This window comes from Pseudomonas sp. UBA4194, assembly GCF_002379585.1.
Lineage (GTDB): Bacteria > Pseudomonadota > Gammaproteobacteria > Pseudomonadales > Pseudomonadaceae > Aquipseudomonas.
In genome coordinates this window covers 58,577-81,384 of the sequence record NZ_DFUE01000020.1, presented here as the reverse complement: position 1 = coordinate 81,384, position 22,808 = coordinate 58,577, and the positions used below count along the sequence as shown (strand labels likewise).

General features: G+C 59.3%; 24 protein-coding genes. 19 read left to right on the top strand and 5 right to left on the bottom strand.

All coding sequences use genetic code 11. From position 1 onward, the window contains the following. Positions 1-190 precede the first annotated feature (190 nt). Positions 191-547, bottom strand: a complete 357-nt coding sequence (gene queD, locus B3397_RS05905; protein WP_296248139.1) for a 6-carboxytetrahydropterin synthase QueD — start codon at positions 545-547, stop codon at positions 191-193. 211 nt (positions 548-758) lie between these two features. Here queD and B3397_RS05900 point away from each other — a divergent pair, with 211 nt between their 5' ends. From B3397_RS05900 to mrdA, 6 genes are all read left to right on the top strand, one after another. Next, positions 759-1,067, top strand: a complete 309-nt coding sequence (locus tag B3397_RS05900) for a PepSY domain-containing protein (protein WP_296248138.1) — start codon at positions 759-761, stop codon at positions 1,065-1,067. Then, positions 1,067-1,378: a PepSY domain-containing protein gene (locus tag B3397_RS05895; RefSeq protein WP_296248137.1), complete on the top strand. Its 312-nt coding sequence runs from the start codon at positions 1,067-1,069 to the stop codon at positions 1,376-1,378. Before B3397_RS05900 ends, B3397_RS05895 begins: the two co-directional genes overlap by 1 nt. Next, entirely contained in the window at positions 1,378-2,046 is a 669-nt protein-coding gene (locus B3397_RS05890) for a response regulator transcription factor (RefSeq protein ID WP_296248135.1), read from the top strand. Before B3397_RS05895 ends, B3397_RS05890 begins: the two co-directional genes overlap by 1 nt. Beyond that, positions 2,043-3,359 (top strand): ATP-binding protein, encoded by a 1,317-nt coding sequence (locus tag B3397_RS05885; protein WP_296248133.1) that lies wholly within the window; start codon positions 2,043-2,045, stop codon positions 3,357-3,359. Before B3397_RS05890 ends, B3397_RS05885 begins: the two co-directional genes overlap by 4 nt. Before the next feature lie 99 nt (positions 3,360-3,458). After that, positions 3,459-4,532, top strand: a complete 1,074-nt coding sequence (locus tag B3397_RS05880) for an AI-2E family transporter (protein ID WP_296248131.1) — start codon at positions 3,459-3,461, stop codon at positions 4,530-4,532. Positions 4,533-4,652: 120 nt separating this feature from the next. Beyond that, entirely contained in the window at positions 4,653-6,545 is a 1,893-nt protein-coding gene (mrdA, locus tag B3397_RS05875) for a penicillin-binding protein 2 (RefSeq protein ID WP_296248130.1), read from the top strand. 18 nt (positions 6,546-6,563) lie between these two features. Here mrdA and B3397_RS05870 read toward each other — a convergent pair whose 3' ends face one another. The 3 genes from B3397_RS05870 to B3397_RS05860 all read right to left on the bottom strand — a co-directional run bounded on the left by B3397_RS05870 (position 6,564) and on the right by B3397_RS05860 (position 10,259). Beyond that, a complete protein-coding gene (locus B3397_RS05870; RefSeq protein ID WP_296248127.1) occupies positions 6,564-7,331 on the bottom strand; it encodes an SDR family oxidoreductase in 768 nt (255 codons plus the stop codon). Between the two features lie 19 nt (positions 7,332-7,350). Next, positions 7,351-8,418, bottom strand: coding sequence for a phosphotransferase family protein (locus B3397_RS05865; RefSeq protein WP_296248126.1), 1,068 nt, complete (start codon positions 8,416-8,418; stop codon positions 7,351-7,353). A gap of 176 nt (positions 8,419-8,594) precedes the next feature. Further along, entirely contained in the window at positions 8,595-10,259 is a 1,665-nt protein-coding gene (locus B3397_RS05860) for an electron transfer flavoprotein-ubiquinone oxidoreductase (RefSeq protein ID WP_296248125.1), read from the bottom strand. A gap of 537 nt (positions 10,260-10,796) precedes the next feature. On the opposite strand from B3397_RS05860, the gene B3397_RS05855 reads away from it, so the two are divergent. The 9 genes from B3397_RS05855 to B3397_RS05815 all read left to right on the top strand — a co-directional run bounded on the left by B3397_RS05855 (position 10,797) and on the right by B3397_RS05815 (position 17,811). Beyond that, positions 10,797-11,546: an electron transfer flavoprotein subunit beta/FixA family protein gene (locus B3397_RS05855; protein WP_296248123.1), complete on the top strand. Its 750-nt coding sequence runs from the start codon at positions 10,797-10,799 to the stop codon at positions 11,544-11,546. Continuing rightward, complete coding sequence (locus B3397_RS05850; RefSeq protein WP_296248121.1) at positions 11,546-12,490, top strand: electron transfer flavoprotein subunit alpha/FixB family protein; 945 nt, start codon at positions 11,546-11,548, stop codon at positions 12,488-12,490. Before B3397_RS05855 ends, B3397_RS05850 begins: the two co-directional genes overlap by 1 nt. 135 nt (positions 12,491-12,625) lie before the next feature. Further along, positions 12,626-13,456 carry a substrate-binding periplasmic protein gene (locus B3397_RS05845; protein WP_414704349.1) on the top strand — a complete coding sequence of 277 codons (831 nt, stop codon included), beginning with the start codon at positions 12,626-12,628 and terminating at the stop codon, positions 13,454-13,456. A 9-nt stretch (positions 13,457-13,465) separates the two neighbouring features. Then, entirely contained in the window at positions 13,466-13,819 is a 354-nt protein-coding gene (locus tag B3397_RS05840) for a DUF4398 domain-containing protein (protein ID WP_414704348.1), read from the top strand. Between the two features lie 11 nt (positions 13,820-13,830). Next, positions 13,831-14,640, top strand: coding sequence for an OmpA family protein (locus B3397_RS05835; RefSeq protein WP_296248118.1), 810 nt, complete (start codon positions 13,831-13,833; stop codon positions 14,638-14,640). A gap of 98 nt (positions 14,641-14,738) precedes the next feature. Beyond that, positions 14,739-16,178, top strand: a complete 1,440-nt coding sequence (locus B3397_RS05830; protein WP_296248115.1) for a PLP-dependent aminotransferase family protein — start codon at positions 14,739-14,741, stop codon at positions 16,176-16,178. A 74-nt stretch (positions 16,179-16,252) separates the two neighbouring features. Further along, positions 16,253-16,783 carry a translation initiation factor 2 gene (locus B3397_RS05825; protein WP_296248114.1) on the top strand — a complete coding sequence of 177 codons (531 nt, stop codon included), beginning with the start codon at positions 16,253-16,255 and terminating at the stop codon, positions 16,781-16,783. Between the two features lie 132 nt (positions 16,784-16,915). Next, positions 16,916-17,167: a YkgJ family cysteine cluster protein gene (locus B3397_RS05820; protein WP_296248111.1), complete on the top strand. Its 252-nt coding sequence runs from the start codon at positions 16,916-16,918 to the stop codon at positions 17,165-17,167. Between the two features lie 38 nt (positions 17,168-17,205). Next, the gene (locus B3397_RS05815; RefSeq protein ID WP_296248109.1) at positions 17,206-17,811 is read left to right on the top strand and encodes an START domain-containing protein; all 606 of its coding nucleotides are present in this window, start codon (positions 17,206-17,208) and stop codon (positions 17,809-17,811) included. Between the two features lie 92 nt (positions 17,812-17,903). Here B3397_RS05815 and gltA read toward each other — a convergent pair whose 3' ends face one another. Further along, a complete protein-coding gene (gene gltA / locus B3397_RS05810; RefSeq protein WP_296248108.1) occupies positions 17,904-19,193 on the bottom strand; it encodes a citrate synthase in 1,290 nt (429 codons plus the stop codon). Positions 19,194-19,543: 350 nt separating this feature from the next. Between gltA and sdhC the strand changes: the two genes are divergently transcribed. The 4 genes from sdhC to B3397_RS05790 are packed head-to-tail and all read left to right on the top strand — an operon-like array spanning position 19,544 to position 22,784. Continuing rightward, entirely contained in the window at positions 19,544-19,930 is a 387-nt protein-coding gene (gene sdhC / locus B3397_RS05805) for a succinate dehydrogenase, cytochrome b556 subunit (protein WP_177327952.1), read from the top strand. After that, positions 19,924-20,292, top strand: coding sequence for a succinate dehydrogenase, hydrophobic membrane anchor protein (gene sdhD, locus B3397_RS05800; RefSeq protein ID WP_296248103.1), 369 nt, complete (start codon positions 19,924-19,926; stop codon positions 20,290-20,292). Before sdhC ends, sdhD begins: the two co-directional genes overlap by 7 nt. 3 nt (positions 20,293-20,295) lie before the next feature. Further along, positions 20,296-22,068 carry a succinate dehydrogenase flavoprotein subunit gene (sdhA, locus tag B3397_RS05795; protein ID WP_296248102.1) on the top strand — a complete coding sequence of 591 codons (1,773 nt, stop codon included), beginning with the start codon at positions 20,296-20,298 and terminating at the stop codon, positions 22,066-22,068. 11 nt (positions 22,069-22,079) lie between these two features. Further along, complete coding sequence (locus B3397_RS05790; RefSeq protein ID WP_296248100.1) at positions 22,080-22,784, top strand: succinate dehydrogenase iron-sulfur subunit; 705 nt, start codon at positions 22,080-22,082, stop codon at positions 22,782-22,784. Positions 22,785-22,808: the final 24 nt, after the last annotated feature.

The following is a 22,808-nucleotide window of genomic DNA, read 5'->3' as shown; positions in this document are numbered from 1 at the left end:
TTGTGGGCCTTCCCCATGTGCGAGTAGGTCATCGTCAAGATTAAATTCCGATACCCCCCTCTGCGAATGCAGTTGGGGGTTTTGTTTTTGCGGGCGATTTTTTTGAAAGGTTGAAAAAAACGCGGCTTACGCCGCTGCTACAACCTGTAGCAGCGGCGTAAGCCGCGTCTTTGCAAGATAAGGGAAGAGGTCAGTCTCCGGTGTATTCGCATCCACTGGTGCAGGTTTCGTGAATGCGAATCTTGGAGAGCTCCGGGAGCAGGGGCTTGAGTTGGGTCCAGATCCATTTGGCCAGGTTCTCGCTGGTCGGGTTTTCGAGACCGGAGATGTCGTTCAGGTAGTTGTGATCCAGTCGCTCGTAAAGCGGCTTGAAAATAGCTTTTATCTCAGAAAAGTCGCGGATCCAACCTGTATGAGGGTCCACTTCGCCTTTCAAGTAGACCGCCACCTTGAAGGAGTGGCCATGCAAGCGACCGCATTTATGCCCGGCCGGTACGTTGGGTAGCAGGTGAGCGGACTCGAATGTGAATTCCTTGAATATTTCCACGTGTTTTCCAACTTGAAGATAGGGCAAGACGACAGTTTATCAGCAAGCCGGGGGGCGCGGTAAGGCTGCGACAGCTTGAGGCGGCGGGTTTGCACAGCGCCTGATGAGAGGAGTGTCTTGCCTTCTCCAACCCTCTCTTCATTCAGCTTGAATTAAGTCGCCCACCGTATTGTAGGACTCGTAACCCATACATAACTCTACGGTGAAACGAATGAAAATGCTGACTGCCCTGATTGTAGCTTCCACCCTTGGCTTTGCCGCTACTGCTGTTCAGGCAAAGGATCTAGGTCCGGATGAGGCGCTCAAGCTTCGAGATGCTGGTACCATCCAGTCTTTCGAGAAACTCAATGCTGCGGCGTTGGTTAAACACCCGGGCGGCACCATCCATGAAACCGAACTAGAGCAGGAGTACGGCAAATATATCTATCAAGTCGAGCTTCGCGACAGCAAAGGCGTGGAGTGGGATGTCGAACTGGACGCCACTACTGGTCAGGTGCTCAAAGACCATCAGGATACCTGATGAGTCCGTCGCGCATGGCCCGGGCGTTTACCCTGAGTCTGTTGGCTTTCTGCTCTCTGGCCATGGCCAGAGATCTGGACCAGGACGAAGCCCTGCGACTGCGCCAGCAGGGCGTTATCCTGCCGTTGGAGCAATTGTTGAATCAAGCGCTGGCGCGCTATCCCGGTGCTCGGTTACTTGAAGCCGAGCTCGAGGAAAAGCATGACAAGTTCGTCTATGAAGTCGAGTTGCTGACCACTGCGGGTGTTGTGAGAGAAATCAAGCTGGATGCCGCCAGCGGAGACTTGCTTAAAGACGAGGAAGACGACTGATGCGGTTGTTGGTTGTTGAGGATAACGTTCCTTTGGCTGATGAGCTGGTTTCCAGTCTCACTCGCCAAGGTTATGCCGTGGACTGGCTCGCCGATGGCCGTGACGCCGTCTACCAGGGCCAGTCCGAACCCTATGACATGATCATTCTGGATCTGGGCCTCCCTGGACTTCCGGGGCTCGACGTACTCACCAGATGGCGAGAAGCGAACCTCACCACTCCGGTATTGATCCTCACTGCCAGAGGGTCTTGGGCGGAACGCATCGAGGGGTTGAAAGCAGGCGCTGATGATTACCTCACCAAGCCGTTCCATCCGGAGGAACTGCAACTCAGAGTCCAGGGGCTTGTACGTCGGGTACGCGGGTTGTCGAATCAACCGAAGTTGGAATCCGCCGGCTTGTTCCTGGATGAAGGGCGGCAATGTGTTGTACAGGCGGGGGCGGAGGTCCAGCTAACTGCAGCGGAGTTTCGGCTACTGCGCTACTTCATGTTGCATCCCGATCAGATTCTGTCCAAAAGTCATCTGGCAGAGCACCTTTATGACGGTGAGACGGAGCGCGATTCCAATGTCCTGGAGGTTCACGTGAACCACCTGCGGCGCAAGTTGGGACGTACAGTCATCGAAACACGTCGCGGACAGGGCTATCGCTTCGCTGGCGTGGAATCGTGAAGTCCATACAGGCGCGGCTGAGTGTTGGACTGATCAGCGTCCTGGTCGTCGTAGGGCTCGTATTGGCCCAGCTCAGTCTGTGGTTATTCGAGATGGGTTTGCAGCGCTACCTCGAAGCAGGCTTGCGCAACGAAAGCGAGAACATCCTCGTCGCGCTCGAAAGAGGCACCCAGGGACTGCAGCTGGACGATCATCGAATATCACCGGCTTACGAACGGCCTTTTTCCGGGCACTACTTTCGTATCGATTTCACCGATGGTCACTGGCGATCCCGCTCTCTGTGGGACAGAGAGCTGCCCAAGCCGGAAAATGCCGGTCTGTTCTCGGGACTGAAGCTGGGGCCCGAAGGTCAGCTGCTGCTGGTCCTGCGGGCTGACTATCGTCGGTTGGGCCAGCCATTGTCCATCACCGTGGCTCAGGATTACACACCGGTGCGCACCAGCTTCCAGCGCGTCCGCCAGATCGGCTTGGGGCTTGGCCTGGCCGCCCTCATCATCGTGCTGGTGCTGCAACGCATCACGGTCAAGCGTTCGCTCAAACCTTTGGAAAAGACGCGCGAGCAGGTCGCGCAATTACAGCAAGGACAGCGCTCGCAGCTCGACAGCGAGGTGCCGTTGGAGCTGGAGCCTCTGGTCTCTCAGATCAACCATCTGCTGCTCCACACCGAAGACAGCCTGAAGCGATCGCGCAATGCGCTAGGTAACCTGGGCCATGCACTGAAGACGCCCATGGCGGTGCTGATGAGCCTGGCTGCCAGTGAGCGCCTGAAGGGACAGCCCGAGGTTAGCCGGTTGTTGCATGAGCAGTTGGAACAGATCCAGCAGCGCCTGAGCCGTGAGCTCAATCGCGCACGTCTGGCCGGGGATGCGTTGCCCGGCGTGCAGTTCGATTGCGACGCCGAGCTGTCCGGCCTGCTGGCGACCCTGGAGATGATTCACGGCAGTCATCTCACGTTGACCTGCGATGTTCCGACCGGCCTGCGTCTACCTTGGGATCGGGAAGATGTTCTGGAGTTGTTGGGCAACCTGATGGACAACGCCTGCAAATGGGCGGATGCGCAGGTACGGCTGAGCATAATCGAGAACGAATCAGGCTTCAGCCTCTGGGTCGACGACGATGGCCCCGGCATCCCGGAAGCTTCGCGTCAGGGGGTACTGGATCGTGGATCGAGGCTGGACGAGCAGGTTGATGGCCATGGCTTGGGCTTGGGTATCGTGCGCGACATCGTCGAAAGCTGGTCTGGCCGGATGAGTCTCTCGGACAGTCCGCTGGGTGGCCTGCGCGTGACGGTCGAGCTCGATAAGCGGGGCTGATCCGGGTTTATCGCTGTTGGCATAAAACTCGTGCGAGCTTAAGAGGACTAACCCACTGGGTAGACTTACTGCCCTGTGGCTTACTGACATGGATCGGACATGAACGAAACCAACCTGCAAAACAAATCGCTGCTGTTACTGTTGATCCTCGTCACCATTGCGTTCATCTGGATTCTGCTGCCGTACTACGGCGCAGTCTTCTGGGCTGTGATTCTGGGCATCGTGTTTGCGCCTTTGCAGCGCAGCATCATGATCAAGTTCAATCGTCGACGGAACCTTAGTTCCCTGGTGACATTGGGCATTACCCTGATCATCGCTATCTTGCCCGTCATCGTCATCAGCGCCCTGCTGGTTCAGGAAGGCGCAGTACTCTACAAGAACATTGAAAGCGGCCAATTGGATGTGGCGGGCTATATCGCTCAGTTCAAGGAATTGCTGCCCGCCTCAGGCCAGCATCTGCTTGACCGCATGGGCATGGGCGATCTGGAAGGGTTGCGCGACAAAGTCGCCAAGGGGGCCATGCAAGGCAGCCAGTATTTCGCGACTCAGGCATTCAGCTTCGGCCAAGGCACACTGGATTTCGTGGTCAGTTTCGGGATCATGCTCTACCTGTTGTTCTTCTTCCTGCGAGACGGCCCTGAATTGGCGCGTAAGGTCAGAACGGCTGTACCCCTGGCCGAGCAGCAGAAGCGCCGCTTGCAACTGAAATTCAACCGCGTGGTGCGCGCCACCGTCAAAGGCAATCTGTTGGTAGCGGTGACCCAGGGTGCTTTGGGTGGGGTGATCTTCTGGTTTCTAGACATCCCGAGCGCGCTGCTGTGGGCCGTGTTGATGGCGTTCCTGTCGTTGCTCCCCGCCGTCGGTGCAGGCATCGTCTGGGCACCAGTGGCCGCGTACTTTTTGTTGAGCGGGTATATCTGGCAGGGTGTGACGCTGACCCTGTTCGGCATTCTGGTGATCGGTATGGTCGATAACGTGCTACGCCCCATCCTGGTGGGCAAGGACACCAAGATGCCGGACTACCTGATTCTGGTTTCGACCTTGGGCGGCCTGGCGGTATTCGGCCTGAATGGCTTCGTGATCGGGCCGTTGATCGCTGCGCTGTTCATGTCCAGTTGGGGCATTTTTGTCAGCACCAAACGTCAGGTGCGTCTGCCGCAAGACCGCCTCTGAACGGGGCACTCAGGGCGGTGGAGGCGGGTATCGCCGCCGCCCTTGGTCGCTGCGCCTCAGTTGTTACTTGAGGGGGCGGGCCGGCTTGGTTAACATCGGCCCTTTTTCAGAGCGGCCCCCATGCCCCAGCCCATTCCCCTCAAAGACCACGGCAAAGAGCAAGGCCTGGTCAACCGACGGCTGATCGCGTGTGCGCTGTTCGTGCTGGCCCTGAGCTTCGCTCTGGTGGGGCGCCTGTACTTCCTGCAGGTGGTCGAGTTCGCCTACAACTCCACGGTGTCGGAAAACAATCGTGTCCATGTGCTGCCCATCGCACCGGAGCGCGGCGTCATCTATGACCGCAATGGCGTGGTATTGGCCGACAACCGCCCCAGCTTCAATCTGACCCTCACCCGCGAGCGCACGGGCGACACTTCTCATGTGCTGGACGAAATCGTCTCGGTGCTCGGCCTCAGCGACGAAGCGCGCAAACAGTTCGACAAGGACCTCAAGCGGGTGCGTCATCCGTTCGAGCCGGTGACCTTGATGTACGAACTCAGCGAAGACCAGATCGCCCGGATCGCGGTCAATCAGTTCCTGCTTCCCGGTGTCGATGTGGAGGCGCAGTTCGTGCGTGAGTATCCGCGCAAGGAGCACTTCGCTCACTCGGTGGGTTATGTCGGTCGCATCAACGAAAAAGAGTCCAAGACCCTGGATCAGGTCGAGTACCGTGGTACGCAGTCCGTGGGCAAGACCGGGATCGAGCGGTTCTATGAGTCGCAGTTGCATGGCCACGTAGGCTACGAAGAAGTCGAGACGAATGCTCAAGGCAGAGTCATGCGGGTGTTGAATCATCATGACCCGGTGCCCGGCAAGAACATCGTGCTCAGCCTGGACGCCAACCTGCAGGAGGCGGCTGAGAAGGCGTTGGGTGATCGCCGCGGTGCGGTGGTGTGCATCGACCCGGAAACCGGTGATGTGCTAGCCATGGTCAGTAAGCCCAGCTTCGATCCGAACCTGTTCGTCACTGGCATCAGCGTCAAGGAGTATGCGGCGCTGCGCGACTCCATCGATCGACCGCTGTTCAACCGCGTACTGCGCGGCCTGTATGCGCCTGGCTCGACGATCAAACCTGAGGTCGCCATTGCGGGTCTGGACACTGGAGCAGTGACGCCTCAGTCCCGCGTGTTCGATCCTGGCTACTATGAACTGCCCAACTACGATCACAAGTACCGAAACTGGAATCGCACGGGTGATGGCTGGGTGGACATGGATGCCGCGATCATGCGCTCCAACGACACGTACTTCTATGACCTCGCGCACAAGCTGGGCGTGGATCGGTTGCACGACTACATGACCCAGTTCGGCCTCGGCCAGAAGGTGTCTCTGGATATGTTCGAGGAAGCCGCAGGGTTGATGCCGTCGCAACAATGGAAGCGGGCTACCCGTCGTCAAGCCTGGTTCCCCGGGGAAACGCTGATTCTGGGTATCGGCCAGGGTTACATGCAGGTAACGCCACTGCAATTGGCTCAGGCCACTACCTTGATCGCCAGCAAGGGTGTCTGGCGGCGTCCGCACCTGGCCGAGACCGTCGGCGGGGTGGCACCGACCGACGACAACCCCATGCCCAATATCGTCCTGCGTGATAACCGCGAGTGGGATCAAGTGAACCATGGCATGCAGATGGTGATGCATGATCCGCGTGGCATTGCCCGTCAGGCCGCCGCTGGCGCGCAGTATCGGATAGCAGGCAAGTCAGGTACCGCACAGGTAGTGGCGATCAAGCAGGGCGAGCGCTACAACCGCTTGAAGACGCTCGAGCGCAATCGTGACAACGCCTTGTTCGTCGGCTTCGCGCCGGCCGATCACCCCAAGATCGTGGTGGCGGTCATGATAGAAAATGGCGAGGCGGGCGGTCGGGTTGCCGGCCCTGTCGTGCGCGAGATCATGGATGCCTGGCTGTTGGACCAGAACGGCCATCTGAAGCCGCAGTATGCGGCGCCGGTGAAAGCGCCGGGTGACCCTAAGGTCTAAGGCCACCCGGTGTAGGGCTCAAGACAGGAAGCCGCCGTCCACGTTCAGGGCTGTGCCTGTCGTGTAGCTTGACGCATCGCTGGCCAGATAGAGCACCGCGCCGGCCATCTCCGCAGGATCGGCAACCCGTCTGAGCGGGATATGAGCCAACGCCGTCTTGAGGATGGCTTCGTTCTTGACCAGCGCCGACGCGAACCGGGTGTCGGTCAGCCCTGGCAACAACGCATTGCAGCGAATACCGAACCCCGCGCATTCCTTGGCAAACACCTTGGTCATGTTGATGACGGCAGCCTTGGTGATCGAGTAGATCCCCTGGAACAGGCCCGGGGATACACCGTTGATGGACGCAACGTTGATGATGCTGCCGCCGTTGTTATCACGCATCAACTTGCCGGCTTCCACCGACATGAAGAAATAGCCGCGGATGTTCACGTCCACGGTTTTTTGAAAAGCGCCCAGATCTGTATCCAGCACGTTGGCGAACTGGGGATTAGTCGCAGCGTTGTTCACCAGAATGTCCAGCCGGCCGAACTCTTCGCGGATCCGCGAGAACAGCCGGGTAATCTGTTCCATTTCGCCTATATGGCATGCCATGGCGGTAGCCTTCCCGCCTTCGGCGACGATGGCATCGGCAACCTGGGCACAGCCTTCGAGTTTGCGGCTGGCAACGATAACGTGTGCACCTTGCTGGGCCAGCAGTCGGGCGATGGCTTCGCCTATGCCGCGGCTGGCACCGGAGACCAAGGCGATCTTGCCATCGAGGTCGAACAATTGGGTCTTGGACATGGGCTCTCCTGGAGACGCTTCAAAGGGCGGAACGCTGGATGACCTGCCGGCTCATGTGTTCCAGCAACGTATTCATCTGGATGAACGAGGCGAATCGCTTGTCTTGAGTCTGGCCGTGGAAGTAGCGGTAGTAGATTTGCTGAACGATGCCGGCGAGGCGAAACAGGCCGTAGGTGTAGTAGAAATCGAAATTGTCGATGCTGATGTTCGCCCGTTCGGCGTAGTAATCCACGATCTGCTGGCGGGTAAGCATGCCGGGGGCGTGGCTGGGTTGGCGGCGCATCGATTGCAGGGCGGCCGGATCGCCCGCTTCGATCCAATACGCCAGCGAGTTACCCAGATCCATCAACGGATCGCCGAGGGTAGTCAGCTCCCAGTCCAGTACGCCGATGATTCGCGCGGGGTTTTCAGGGTCAAGAATGACGTTGTCGAAGCGGAAGTCGTTGTGCACCAGGGCGGAGCGAGGGTGGTCGGCCGGCATTTTGTCGTGTAGCCACTGTTTGGTCTCATGCCAGTGGGGCGCGTCGGCAGTCATGGCTTTGTCGTAGCGCTCGCACCAGCCACTGATTTGTCGTTGCACGTAACCGGCCGGCTTGCCCAGGTCTCCCAGACCGCAGGCGTCATAGTCCACTTGATGCAACTCGACCAGGGTATCGACGAAACGCTTGCACAGCGCCTCGGTCGTGGCAGGTGTCATGCCAAGCTCAGCGGGCATGTCGGCGCGCAGGATGATGCCTTCGATACGTTCCATCACGTAGAAAGGTGCACCCATCACCGCTTCGTTGGTGCAATACAGCAAGGCCGTTGGGCAATAGGGGAAGCGGCTGCCCAACTGGCTGAGGATTCGATATTCACGACCCATGTCATGCGCGGTTCGCGCCTTGTGCCCGAACGGTGGGCGGCGGATCACCAGGTCGCGCGCAGGATAGCTCAGCAGATAGGTAAGGTTCGAAGCGCCACCTGGGAACTGGCTGACGCGGGGGGCGCCTTCAAGGTCGGGGAGGTTGGCCTTCAGGTAGGCATCCAGCGCGCTGGCGTCGAGCTCTTCGCCGGGTCGTATCTGAGAGGATGGGTCGATGAGCGCCATGGGTATCCCTTCTGCTTGTTCTTGGTGGCGGCTTGAGCGTTGACCAATCTAATGCGAGGGAAGGTTGCCGGGCAAGGCGTCTGGGGCGATATAGACAGGGGTGTTGGCGCAGGATCAATGCGGGGTATGCGGGGTCGCTGGCGGCGCGGCCGGTAGACACCGACCGCGCCGAGCAATCACATGTTGGGGTAGGTCGGACCGCCGGCGCCTTCGGGAGCCACCCAGGTGATGTTCTGCGAAGGGTCCTTGATGTCGCACGTCTTGCAATGCACACAGTTCTGCGCATTGATCTGGAAGCGCTTTGCACCGTCTTCCTGGGTGATCACCTCATACACGCCGGCAGGGCAGTAGCGCTGCGCCGGTTCGTCATACAGAGGCAGGTTTCGAGCGATCGGAATGGTCGGGTCCTTGAGCTTCAGGTGGCAGGGTTGTTCCTCTTCATGGTTGGTGCTGGAGAGGAACACCGAACTGAGCTTGTCGAAGCTGAGCTTGCCGTCGGGCTTGGGATAATCGATGCGCTTGCTGTCGGCCGCCAGCTTCATGCAGGCATAGTCGGGCTTGTTGTCGTGCAGGGTGAACGGGATCTTGCCGTTGAACAGGTTCTGATCGACGAAGTTGAACGCGCCGCCCAGCACCGCCCCCCATTTGTGGATGGCGGCGCCGAAATTACGGCTGGCGAACAGCTCTTCGTGGAGCCAGCTGGCTTTGAATCCGTCGACATAGGCGTTGAGCACGTCGCCGCCTTCCGAACCCTTGAGCAGCGATTCCGCTACCGCATCGGCAGCCAGCATGCCCGATTTCATCGCGGTATGGCTGCCTTTGATCTTGGCGAAGTTCAGGGTGCCCAGGTCGCAGCCGATCAGGGCGCCGCCGGCGAATACCATCTTGGGCAGCGAGTTCAGGCCGCCTTTGCAGATGGCGCGGGCACCGTAGCTGATGCGCTTGCCACCTTCCAGATACTGCTTGAACACCGGGTGATGCTTGAGGCGCTGGAATTCGTCGAAGGGCGACAGGAACGGGTTGGCGTAGGACAGGTCGATGATCAGGCCAACCACCACCTGGTTGTTTTCCAGGTGATAGAGGAACGAACCCCCCGTGTTCTCGGTACCCATGATATCCATCGGCCAGCCGGCGGTGTGCACCACCAGGCCTTGTTCATGCTTGGCCGGGTCGACTTCCCAGATCTCCTTGAGGCCGATGCCATAGTGTTGGGCGTCGGCTTCGCTGTCCAGCTTGTAGCGTTCGATCAGTTGCTTGCCGATGTGGCCGCGGCAACCTTCCGCGAACAAGGTGTATTTGGCACGCAGTTCCATGCCTGGGGTGTACAGGCCTTCCTTGGGGTTGCCTTCGCGATCGACACCCAGGTCGCCGGTGATGATGCCGCGTACCACGCCCTGTTCATCGATTAACGCTTCCTGGGCGGCGAAGCCGGGATAGATTTCCACACCCAGATTCTCGGCCTGCTGAGCCAGCCAGCGGCAGAGGTTGCCCAGAGAGATGATGTAGTTGCCTTCGTTGTGCATGGTCTTGGGGACGAAGGCGTTGGGAACGCGGGTGCCGCTTTCGGCGTTCTTCAATACGAAGATGTCGTCGCGCTTGACTGGCGTGTTCAGCGGCGCGCCGAGCTCTTTCCAGTCGGGAAACAGTTCGTTCAGCGCACGCGGCTCGAAGACGGCGCCGGAGAGAATGTGGGCGCCGACCTCGGAACCCTTTTCCACCACGCAGACGCTGATTTCCTGTCCGGCTTCAGCGGCCTTCTGCTTCAGGCGGCAGGCGGCGGACAGCCCGGCTGGGCCGGCGCCGACGACGACAACGTCGAATTCCATGTATTCGCGTTCCACGGGTTCTCTCCTAGTCAAGGCTCATCAGGCTTTTCTAATTAGGTGTGACTGGCCGGGCTGTATGCTCCCGGCTGGCTGTAGTGCAATGCACGGCACACTACAAAGCCAAATGGATTGGTCGAGCATTATATCTACACCACTCGAGCGATCCAATACAAACGTTTGTTTGAATTTGCCCCAGCCCAGTAAAATCAAAGCGGTGAGGGGCGTGACTGGCCAGTTCCGCGTATTGACCCTCAGGGTCGCAGCGGTCAAGATACGGTCGGTTTCGTATTTGGCGTAGGCCATGCGAGATGCAAAAGCATCACAGAATTAGGCTAGGCAAACGCTGCGCTGGTGTGCCCCGGCTGTCTTGTAGTGAAGTTTACACGTCACGACCGCCGCTGGCTGCCCCGGTTTGCCGGCCAGGCCGTTGAAAAATCGGGTTTTTGCCTGAATTTGTGCTGGCCGCAATCGTTTCAAAGGTGCCCTTGTGCCCACGTCATCGTCCGGTCCGCCTGGGCGACATTCTTTTCACCGGAGAGTAACGAGGAATCCATGAAGGTTCTTGTAGCTGTCAAACGAGTGGTCGACTATAACGTCAAGGTTCGCGTGAAAGCGGATAACTCCGGCGTCGATCTTGCCAACGTCAAGATGTCGATGAACCCCTTCTGCGAAATCGCTGTGGAAGAAGCAGTACGCCTCAAGGAAAAAGGTGTGGCCAGCGAGATCGTCGTGGTCACCATCGGTCCTAGCGCTGCCCAGGAGCAACTGCGTACCGCCCTGGCGCTGGGCGCCGATCGCGCGATCCTGGTCGAGCATGCCGAAGAGCTCAATGCCCTGGCGGTTGCCAAGCTGCTCAAGGCAGTGGTGGACAAGGAGCAGCCGCAACTGGTCATCCTTGGCAAGCAGGCCATCGATAGCGACAACAATCAGACCGGCCAGATGCTGGCGGCGCTGAGCGGCTATGCGCAGGGCACCTTCGCTTCCAAGGTCGAAGTGGCTGGGGACAAGGTCAATGTGACCCGCGAAGTCGACGACGGCTTGCAGACCGTGGGGTTGGCGCTGCCGGCCATCGTCACCACTGACCTGCGCTTGAACGAGCCGCGCTACGCTTCCCTGCCCAACATCATGAAGGCCAAGAAGAAGCCGCTGGAATCCTTCACCCCTGAGGCATTGGGTGTGTCGGTGAGCTCGACCAACAAGACCCTGAAAGTCGAAGCACCGGCTGTGCGCAGTGCGGGCATCAAGGTCAAGTCGGTGGCCGAACTGGTCGAAAAACTGAAGAACGAGGCGAAGGTAATCTAATGACTATCCTGGTTATCGCTGATTATGTAACCGAAGGTCAGGTCAACACCGCCGTGGCCCCTTCTACGTTGAACACTGTCGCTGCCGCACAGAAGATCGGTGGCGACATCCATGTGCTGGTTGTCGGTGACAAGGTCGCCAGCGTGGTTGAAGCTGCAGCGAAAATTGCTGGCGTGAGCAAGGTGCTGGTGGCGGATAACGCCGCCTACGCGCATCAGTTGCCGGAAAACGTGGCGCCCCTGGTGGTCGAGTTGGCCTCTGGCTATAGCCATGTGTTGTCTGCCGCCACCGCAAACGGCAAGAACATCATGCCGCGCGTTGCTGCGCAGCTGGATGTAGACCAGATCTCCGAAATCATTTCGGTCGAGTCCGCCGATACCTTCAAGCGTCCTATCTACGCGGGTAACGCCATCGCTACCGTGCAATCGACTGCATCGGTCAAGGTCATCACCGTGCGCGCTACTGGCTTCGATGCCGTGGCCGCAGAAGGTGGCTCGGCTGCCGTCGAGGCCGTGGCCGCCGCCCACGATGCTGGCAAGTCGAGCTTCGTCGGCGAAGAGCTGGCCAAGTCCGATCGTCCCGAGCTGACCGCTGCCAAGATCGTCGTATCCGGTGGTCGCGGCATGCAGAACGGCGACAACTTCAAGCATCTGTACACCCTGGCCGACAAGCTCGGTGCCGCTGTGGGCGCATCCCGCGCCGCAGTCGATGCCGGTTTCGTACCCAACGACATGCAGGTCGGCCAGACGGGCAAGATCGTCGCGCCACAGCTGTATATCGCCGTGGGCATCTCTGGGGCCATCCAGCATCTGGCCGGCATGAAAGACTCCAAGGTGATCGTTGCGATCAACAAGGACGAAGAAGCGCCGATCTTCCAGGTGGCCGACTACGGGCTGGTTGCCGATCTGTTCGAAGCGGTGCCTGAACTCGAGAAGCTGGTCTGACCCTGCTGCTGCCCCGAGCAGCGGCACAGTGACGCGGCGCTTGCCGCAGTCGCCGGAAGCCCGTTCGCTGCCCGCCATCCTCCGGAATGGCGTGCGGCGCTCGGGCTTTCGTACGTTCGGCACATGGTAAAAGGAATCGACATGGCAAGAAGCGGCAGATGTGCACTGATCCTGTGGCTCGCAGCGCTGGCGGTGCCTGCGATGACCCACGCGGCAGGGAAGTGCGAGCGGCTCGTTGTCAGCGGCAGTCCTGACGCGCCTCCCTATCTCTGGCGTGACACGCAGGATCCCAAGCACCTGATCGGTGCCAGCGCCGATCTGTTCACCCAGGTCGCCACCGAGCTGGGCATCAAGGTCGAGATCCTTTATGGCGGCAAGCGTTCCCAGGCGCTTGAGGAAGTACGCAGTGGCCGGATGGACATGCTGGTGGATGCGCCCTTGACCCTCAGCGAGCTCGATAGTCTGGACTACGTGCATCCGGCGCTGGTGCAGAACGATTACCTGGTCTGGACCCGTCACGCTGCGCCGCTGCAGTACCGCAGCCTTGCAGACCTGCATGGCCACAGCGGCGCTATGTCGGCCAAGGCCAGGCCCACTCAGGCCTTCGCAGCACTGGCCCAGGAGCGCTTGGCGCTGGTGAGCACCGAAAACCTCGCTCAGGCCTTTCAAAAACTCATGCTCGGACAGGTCGAGTACGCCATTGCTGGCCGCTATTCGGGCGCTGCAACTGCGCAGACGCTGGGCATGAGCAAGGACCTGCAGGCGAGCGAGTTGCCCGTGGATCGGCCCGGACTGTATCTGGCGTTGTCTCACGATTCTGCCTGCAACGACGCATGGCTGCGCGGACAGCTGGCCAGGAAGATGACAGAATTGGCCGCCTCTGGCGTACCGCCCGAGGTGTTATCGCGCAATGTCGAGCGATGGAAAGCGCAGCAGGTGCTGTCGCCCGTTGTGCCCAAACAGTAGGAAGTATTCGTGAAAATCCAAGTAATGACCTTCGGGTCGCTGCTGCTGGCGCTGGCGGGTTGCGCCAACGATCCCGTCCCCACCGAGCAGATGCGTCTGGCCGATCAGACCGTGGAGCAGGCGCGGGCAGTGGGCGCCACTGAAGACCTCGAGCCCATGAAGATGGCCGTGGACAAATTGGCTCAGGCGCGGGCCGACTTGGCGGACCAGGCATTCAAGAGCGCTCGATTGAATGCAGAACAGGCCGAGCTCGATGCACGACTCGCCGAAGCCAAGGTGCTGAGCGCCAAAGGCGATGATCAGATCAAGGCGCTGGAAGCGCGAATCGCCAGGGTACGCAAGCAACTGGGGGAAGCCCCATGAACGGTGGATTGATGAGACGTTCTGGCGGTCTTTTATTCAGTGTCCTGCTGGTGGCAGGGTGTGCCAACCAGAAGGCTAACGATGAGGCGTTGCTGCACGCCAACGCAAGCTACGCTGCCGTTCGCGATGACTCCAATGTGCTGCGCAGCGCGCCCAAGGACGTGGTTCGCGCCGGTGAGTCGCTGGCTCGGGCCGAGCGGCTGGCCGGCTATTGGGGAACGGGCAGCGACCCGCAGCACTACGCCTATCTGAGCCAGCGTTACAGCGAGATTGCGCAGGAGCATGGCCATCAGATGCTCAACCAGCAGCGCCTTACCAAGCTGCAGTTGGACTTGCAACGCCTGCAGCTGGCGCTGCGGGACTCCAAGCTGGAAAGCGTGCAGCAGCAGGGTAAGTGGCTGGAGGAACAGATTCTGGCGCTGACCAGTGTCGATACCGATCGCGGCCTGGTGATGACGCTGGGCGACGTGCTGTTCGACACGGGTGAGGCGCAGCTCAAGCCCCAGGCCAACCGTACGATCCTCAAGCTCGTCCAGTTCCTGCAACTCAATCCGAAGCGAGTGGTGCGTATCGAAGGCTATACCGACAATACGGGGGACCGAGCCTTTAATCTCAAGCTCTCCAGGGAGCGAGCGCAGTCAGTGGCCGACACGCTGGTCGATCTCGGCGTGGAAGAGAGGCGTGTCCAGGTTCAAGGTTACGGGGACCAGTACCCAGTGGAAGCCAATGCATCGGAGCGGGGCAGGGCGCAGAACCGCCGGGTCGAGATCGTCTTCTCCGACCGTGCCGGCGTGCTGACAGGGCAGCGTGAAGCGCAGTAGTGGATTGAGCGTGTACAGGTGTGAATTCTGCTATTCTGCGAACTGTCCCCGTACAGTTCGTAACTGTAGTGGTAGTCAGACCTGTCGAAGAACTCGCCATGACCAATCTCCTGCTGTACCAGCGCATCGCTCAGCAACTCGCGGATGACATCAAGCGTGGTGTCTACCAGCCGGGGGAGCGGGTACCGTCCGTGCGCAAGATGAGCTCTCAGCTCAACGTCAGTCACGCGACAGTGCTTCAGGCGTACGCCAATCTCGAGGACCAGGGCTTGATCCGGGCGCGCCCGCAGTCTGGCTACTATGTTCACCAGACGCCGGCGCTGACCGCGGCGACGCCGGACATCGCCCGCGTTGAGCGTCCGGGTCTGGTGACCCGCAGCAGTATCATTCAGCAGGTTCTGGATGAGTCGCGGCGCGAAGGCGTCTTTCCACTCGGCGCCGCGGTTCCTCATGTCGACTATCTGCCTGTACGTGCGTTGCACCAGCAGTTGGCCAAGGTCACCCGGTTTCAGAGCCCGCGGGCCTTCAGTTACATGTTCAGTCCAGGCTTCGAACCCCTGCGCAGGCAGGTGGCCATTCGCATGCGCGATGCTGGGGTGATGGTCGATCCGTCGGAGGTCGTGATTACCCACGGTTGTGTCGATGCTCTGCAGATGAGCTTGAGAACACTCACCCGTCCAGGTGATTTGATTGCCGCGGAATCTCCCACTTACTATGGGCTGCTGCAGTTGGCCGATCTGTTGGGGCTCAAAGTGATCGAGATTCCGAGCGATCCGTCCACCGGGATCAGCCTTGAAGCCTTGCAGTTGGCCGCCAATCAATGGTCGATCAAGGCGCTGGTGCTGACCCCGCGGTTGAGCAACCCCCTGGGTGGCACGATGCCCGAGGAGCGCATGAAGCAATTGCTGCGCCTGGCTTCTGATTTTGACATTCAGATCATCGAAGACGATATCTACGGCGAGCTGATGTTCGAGCAGGGCAAGAGCAAGGCCTTGAAGGCCTATGACCGTCTTGGCCATGTGATCTACTGTTCGAGCTTCTCCAAGACGTTGTCCCCAGGGGTGCGGATCGGTTGGATGATCGCGGGCAAATACCAGGCGCAGATTCAGCGGTTGCAGACCTTCAGTACTCACTCAGCCTGTAGCGTCACGCAGATGGGGATCGCCGGGTACCTGGAAAATGGCGGTTACGATCGGCACTTGCGTTTCATTCGTCAGGAGTACCGCAAGAACCTCAGTGCGTTTCAGCTTGCCGTACAGCAGTATTTTCCTGCGGGCACCCAGATCACGCGGCCTACCGGGGGGTTCATTCTGTGGGTGAGTCTGCCCGGTCGGGTCAATACTCAAGAGCTGCACGTGCGCGCCCTCGAGCAAGGGATCAGTATTGCTCCAGGCTTGATTTTCAGTAACACGGAGCAATTCAACCACTGTATCCGGCTCAATTGCGGGGTGCCCTGGAATCGTGAGGCCGAGCGTGCATTGGCCACATTGGGGATGCTGGCGCGCCAACTGTGCGACGAGGTCGGTGTTTTCCATTGAGAGGACGGCGATGGGGCTTGTCAGCATGCTCACGAACAGAGAGCATAGAGGCTTTCCTGTTGCCTTGTCTGCCTATGAAAACCATGCGCTGTATCGGATTGCTGGTCTTCTGCTTGAATCTCGGATTCGTAGTGCCACTGGCTCAAGCGTCCGTAAACGAGATGTCGACGACTCATGGCCTGATGCTGGCAGAAGCCACCACGGAGCCAAAAAAAGCGCCTGTTGCTGCGAAGAAGGCCGCGCCTAAGAAGCCGGCTGTGCGCAAGACGGCAGCCGCCAAGAAGCCCGCCGCCAAGAGTCGCAACCGCAAAGAGTCCGAGGTTATCGCGACGCCCGTGCCTGCGGCGAAGCTGGACCTGACGCTGCCAAAAGACATGGTCAAGAGCCTGAAGCCGCCGACTCAGCCGGTAAATGCGGCTGTGGAGCCCTCGCAGCTGAATCCCGAGGCCCAACAGAAGCCTATCCTGCCAGCGTTTTTCAGTGACAAGGGCAGTGAGGACTTCCAGCTCAACGGTCGTCTGCTCAATAACGAGATGCAGCTACAGCGTCGTTCCGATGGGCGAGAAGTCGAAGGCGCAGCGCTGGATTTTCAGTTCAAGCAATAGCGCTAGGGCTCCGCTCTACCGGAGAATGGCTGTATCGTCATCGGTTCGGCCTGAGTAAACGTTTTCAAACGTCCGTTTCATCCCTACTATCTCTACTTCACCTATGTATTGCGCTCGCGAGGTTGTGTCGTCATGAAGTGCCGTGAAGGCTGTGGCGCCTGTTGTATCGCCCCTTCGATCAGTTCCGCGCTCCCCGGTATGCCTCATGGCAAGCCGGCTGGGCAACGCTGCCTGCATCTTTCCGTGCAGAACCTCTGCTCACTGTTCGGCTTGCCGGAGCGGCCGGCGGTGTGTGGCGCGTTCCAGCCGGACCGTGAGGTATGCGGCGACAGCAACGAAGAAGCCGTCCGTATCCTGGGGTGGTGGGAGCAGATGACCGCGTGAAGCATGCTTGATCTTCAACAATAAAAAGGAACCTAGCGATGAGATCGATCCGCCGACTGGCAATGATAGGAGGGCTCAGTGCACTGATGGTGGGGTTTGCCCAGGCCGAGCAGTGGCAGGTTGCCAAAAACGAAGACGGGGTCAAGGTTTCCCTCAGCGAGGTCCCAGGCTCGAAGTACAAAGCCTACCGTGGGGAAACCACCATAAAAGCCAGTGTCGCCAAGCTGCGCGCCTTGCAGGAAGATGTGGTCGGGGCCTGTGCGTGGATTCACGAGTGCAAATCCCAGAAGCTGCTGAAGCATGAAGGCAGCCAGGGCTGGACCTACACGCAGTTCAACACGCCTTGGCCAGTGACGCCGCGAGATTCGGTATTGCATGTGACCAACGTGGAGGGCGTTGACGGCAGTGTGACCCGGGAGCTCAAGGGCGAGCCTGGCTTCATTCCCGAAGAAAAGGGCTTTGTGCGCGTCTCTCAGGTGGAGGGGTATTGGAAGCTCGTGCCCAAGGGGCCCAACGTGACCGAGGTGACGTATCAGGTGCACACGGAGCCCGGTGGCAGTGTGCCGTCGTGGCTGGCCAACAAGTTTGTCGTGGATGCGCCTTTCGAGACGCTACGAGCGCTGCGCAAGAAAGCGGAGGAGTGACAGGTACAGTAAGTGGCTCATCTGGCTAGCTGAAAAACTGTCACGCAAAAGAAAGGCTGCCATGGGGCAGCCTTTTTTTGTCGGAGCGATGCTTACTTGCGATCGTCCAGTGGCGTGACGTCGCGACTCTTCTCGCCGGTATACAGCTGGCGTGGACGGCCAATCTTGTAGGGGCTGGAAAGCATTTCCTTCCAGTGCGAGATCCAGCCTACGGTTCGTGCCAAGGCGAAGATCACGGTGAACATACTGGTCGGAATGCCGATCGCCTTGAGGATGATCCCCGAATAGAAGTCGACGTTCGGGTACAGGGAGCGTTCGATGAAGTACGGGTCGGTCAGGGCGATCTCTTCCAGGCGCATGGCCAGTTCGAGCTGCGGATCGTTCTTGATGCCCAGTTCCTTGAGTACTTCGTCACAGGTCTGCTTCATGACCGTGGCGCGAGGGTCGCGGTTCTTGTACACGCGGTGACCGAAGCCCATCAGCTTGAACGGATCGTCCTTGTCCTTGGCCTTGGCGATGAACGTGTCGATGTTCGAGACATCGCCGATTTCATCGAGCATGGTCAGCACGGCCTCGTTCGCGCCGCCGTGAGCGGGGCCCCACAGTGCGGCAATGCCGGCGGCGATACAGGCGAACGGGTTGGCACCCGAAGAGCCCGCCAGGCGCACGGTGGAGGTCGAGGCGTTCTGTTCGTGGTCGGCGTGCAGAATGAAGATCCGATCCATGGCCTTGGCCAGTACCGGGCTGATCGGTTTGATCTCGCACGGCGTGTTGAACATCATGTGCAGGAAGTTCTCTGCATACGACAGGTCGTTGCGCGGGTACATCATGGGCTGGCCCATGGAGTACTTGTAGACCATCGCGGCCAGTGTAGGCATCTTGGCGACCAGGCGCACCGCAGAGATTTCACGGTGTTGCGGGTTCTTGATGTCCAGGGAGTCATGGTAGAACGCCGACAGGGCGCCGACTACGCCGCACATCACGGCCATCGGGTGGGCGTCGCGGCGGAAGCCGTTGAAGAATGTCTTCAACTGCTCGTGGACCATGGTGTGATTCTTGACGGTGCTGACGAACTTGGCCTTCTGCTCGGCGGTAGGCAATTCGCCGTTGAGCAGCAGGTAGCAGGTTTCCAGGTAGTCGGATTGCTCGGCCAGTTGCTCGATCGGGTAGCCCCGATGCAGCAGAATGCCGTTATCGCCGTCGATATAGGTGATTTTCGACTCGCAGGAAGCGGTCGACATGAAGCCGGGGTCGAAGGTGAAGCGGCCCGTGGAAGTCAGGCTCCTGACGTCGATTACATCGGGACCAACGGTGCCGGTTAAAATGGGCAGCTCGACGGGGGCTGCGCCCTCGATGATCAACTGCGCTTTTTTGTCAGCCATGTGGCCTCCTATTAATGCTTGAAATCATCAGACAGACCCCCCACGCAGGGCCCGCACCACTATAGTGAGATAAATTCGAATGTCAATTTGCTTAAAGTCGTGCCGCAGAGGGCTCTGAGCAGGCATTTTTAGCGAAATTCATGCTCATTTAACCCTTTTGTCGCGGATATGCAATCCGCCGTTAGGGGGAGGAGGGTGCGTTGTCATTAGTATCCTAACTGTCTATACTCGGCAGCCGACCGCCGGGGGCTTTTCCGAGCCATTTCGACGGGGTCGTCACTCCCTGGGGAGTGGGTACCTGACCAGTACACTTCCCGACAACTTGCCCTGCTTGCTAGGGGCTCTTCAGTGTGAAAAAAGCCGTGAATAGCCAACGACCTGTAAACCTAGACCTAAGGACCATCAAACTCCCTGTCACTGCTTACACGTCCATTCTCCATCGTATATCCGGTGTCATCCTGTTCCTGGGCATCGCTCTCATGCTTTACGCATTGGGCAAATCCCTGGGCTCCGAGGAAGGCTTCGGCGAGGTGAAGGCGTATTTGACCAGCCCGCTGGCCAAGTTTGTGATCTGGGCCCTGCTGTCCGCCTTGCTGTATCACCTGGTGGCCGGTGTGCGCCATCTGATCATGGACATGGGCATCGGTGAGACGCTGGAAGGCGGCAAACTGGGCTCGAAAATCGTTCTCATCATTTCGGTGGTGCTGATCGTTCTCGCAGGAGTTTGGGTATGGTAACCAACGTTACGAACCTTTCGCGTTCGGGCCTCTATGACTGGATGGCACAGCGCGTGTCTGCGGTCGTTCTCGCGGCTTATTTCATCTTTCTGATCGGCTACATCGTTGCCAATCCAGGCATCGAATACACCCAATGGCACTCGCTGTTTTCCAGCAACTGGATGCGTATCTTCAGCCTTCTGGCTCTCGTGGCGCTGGGCGCTCACGCGTGGGTCGGCATGTGGACAATCGCCACCGACTACCTGACGCCGATGTCGTTCGGCAAGTCGGCAACGGCAATTCGCTTCCTGTTCCAAGCCGTATGCGGCGTCGCGATGTTCGCGTACTTCGTCTGGGGCGTGCAGATTCTTTGGGGTATCTGATTCATGGCTAACATTAGTACGCTTTCCTTCGACGCCATCATCATTGGCGGCGGCGGTGCCGGCATGCGCGCAGCGCTGCAACTGGCCCAGGGTGGTCACAAGACCGCTGTTGTCACCAAAGTGTTTCCGACCCGTTCACACACTGTGTCGGCACAGGGCGGTATCACTTGCGCCATCGCTTCGGCAGATCCGAACGATGACTGGCGCTGGCACATGTACGATACCGTCAAGGGTTCCGACTACATCGGTGACCAGGACGCTATCGAATACATGTGTTCCGTAGGTCCGGAAGCAGTGTTCGAGCTCGAGCACATGGGCCTGCCGTTCTCCCGTACCGAACAAGGCCGCATCTATCAGCGTCCGTTCGGTGGCCAGTCCAAGGACTTCGGTAAAGGTGGCCAGGCCGCGCGCACTTGCGCAGCCGCCGACCGTACCGGCCACGCCTTGCTGCACACTTTGTACCAGGCCAACCTGAAAGCCGGAACTGTATTCCTCAACGAATACTATGCAGTGGATTTGGTGAAGAACCAGGACGGCGCCATTGTGGGTGTCATCGCCATCTGCATCGAAACCGGCGAGACTTCCTACATTCGTGCCAACGCCACCGTACTGGCGACTGGTGGTGCTGGCCGTATCTACTCGTCCACCACCAACGCCCTGATCAACACCGGTGATGGCGTGGGCATGGCCCTGCGTGCCGGCGTGCCGGTTCAGGACATCGAGATGTGGCAGTTCCACCCAACCGGTATTGCCGGGGCAGGTGTACTGGTCACCGAAGGGTGCCGTGGTGAGGGTGGTTACCTGATCAACAAGCACGGCGAGCGTTTCATGGAGCGCTATGCGCCAAACGCCAAGGACCTTGCCGGTCGTGACGTTGTCGCACGTTCCATGGTCAAGGAAATCATTGCTGGCAACGGTTGTGGTCCGGATGGCGATCACGTGATGCTCAAGCTCGATCACCTCGGCGAGGAAGTGCTGCACAGCCGCCTGCCAGGCATCATGGAGCTGTCCAAGACTTTCGCTCACGTCGATCCAGCCGTCGCGCCGATTCCTGTTGTCCCGACTTGTCATTACATGATGGGTGGTGTCGCTACCAACATTCATGGTCAGGCGATCACTCAGGACGCCAACGGCAACGACACCATCATCCCGGGCCTGTTCGCAGTGGGTGAAGTGGCTTGCGTATCGGTGCACGGTGCCAACCGCCTGGGCGGCAACTCGCTGCTCGACCTGGTGGTATTCGGTCGCGCCGCCGGCCTGCACCTGGAGCAGGCGCTGAGCGAGGGTATCGACTACCGCCGCGCCAGCGACACCGATGTCGAAGTGGCTTTGGCTCGCCTCGATGGCTTGAACGCCCGCACCTCCGGTGAAGACGTCGCCAGCTTGCGCAAAGAGCTGCAAAGCTGCATGCAGAACTACTTCGGTGTGTTCCGTACCGGCGAATACATGCAAAAAGGTATTGCCCAGCTGGCTGGCCTGCGCGAGCGCATCGCCAACGTCAAGATCAACGACAAGAGCCAGGCGTTCAACACTGCCCGGATCGAAGCGCTGGAATTGCAGAACCTGCTGGAAGTGGCGGAAGCCACCGCGATTGCCGCCGAGCATCGCAAAGAGTCCCGCGGCGCACATGCCCGTGAAGACTTCGAAGACCGCGACGACGAAAACTGGCTGTGCCACACCCTGTACTTCCCGGGTGAAAAACGTGTTGCCAAGCGCGCCGTGAACTTCTCGCCGAAAACCGTTCCGACCTTCGAACCGAAAGTCCGGACTTACTAAGGGTGGCCGCCATGTTGCAAGTCAGTGTTTATCGATACAACCCGGATCAGGACGCTGCGCCGTCCATGCAGGAATTCCAGGTCGACACCGGTGGCAAGGATGTGATGGTGCTGGACGTGCTGGCTCTGATCAAAGAGCAGGACGAAGGCTTCTCCTACCGTCGTTCGTGCCGTGAAGGCGTTTGTGGCTCCGATGGCATGAACATCAACGGCAAGAACGGTCTGGCCTGTATCACGCCGCTGTCCGCTGTCGTAAAAGGTAACAAGTTGGTAGTGCGTCCGCTGCCAGGTCTGCCGGTTATCCGTGACCTGGTCGTCGATATGAGCATCTTCTACAAGCAGTACGAGAAGGTTAAGCCCTTCCTGCAGAACGACACGCCGGCTCCGGCCATCGAACGTCTGCAGAGCCCGGAAGAGCGCGAGAAGCTGGACGGTCTGTACGAGTGCATCCTGTGCGCTTGCTGCTCCACATCGTGCCCTTCGTTCTGGTGGAACCCGGACAAGTTCCTGGGCCCGGCCGCACTGCTTCAGGCCTACCGTTTCCTGGCCGACAGTCGCGACACCAAAACCAACGAGCGCCTGGCTTCGATGGACGATCCGTTCAGCGTATTCCGCTGCCGCGGCATCATGAACTGCGTGAACGTCTGCCCCAAAGGCTTGAACCCGACCAAGGCCATTGGTCATGTGCGGAACATGCTGCTCTCCAGCGGCGTCTGATTCAACTGTTGCACCGCAAGCCGT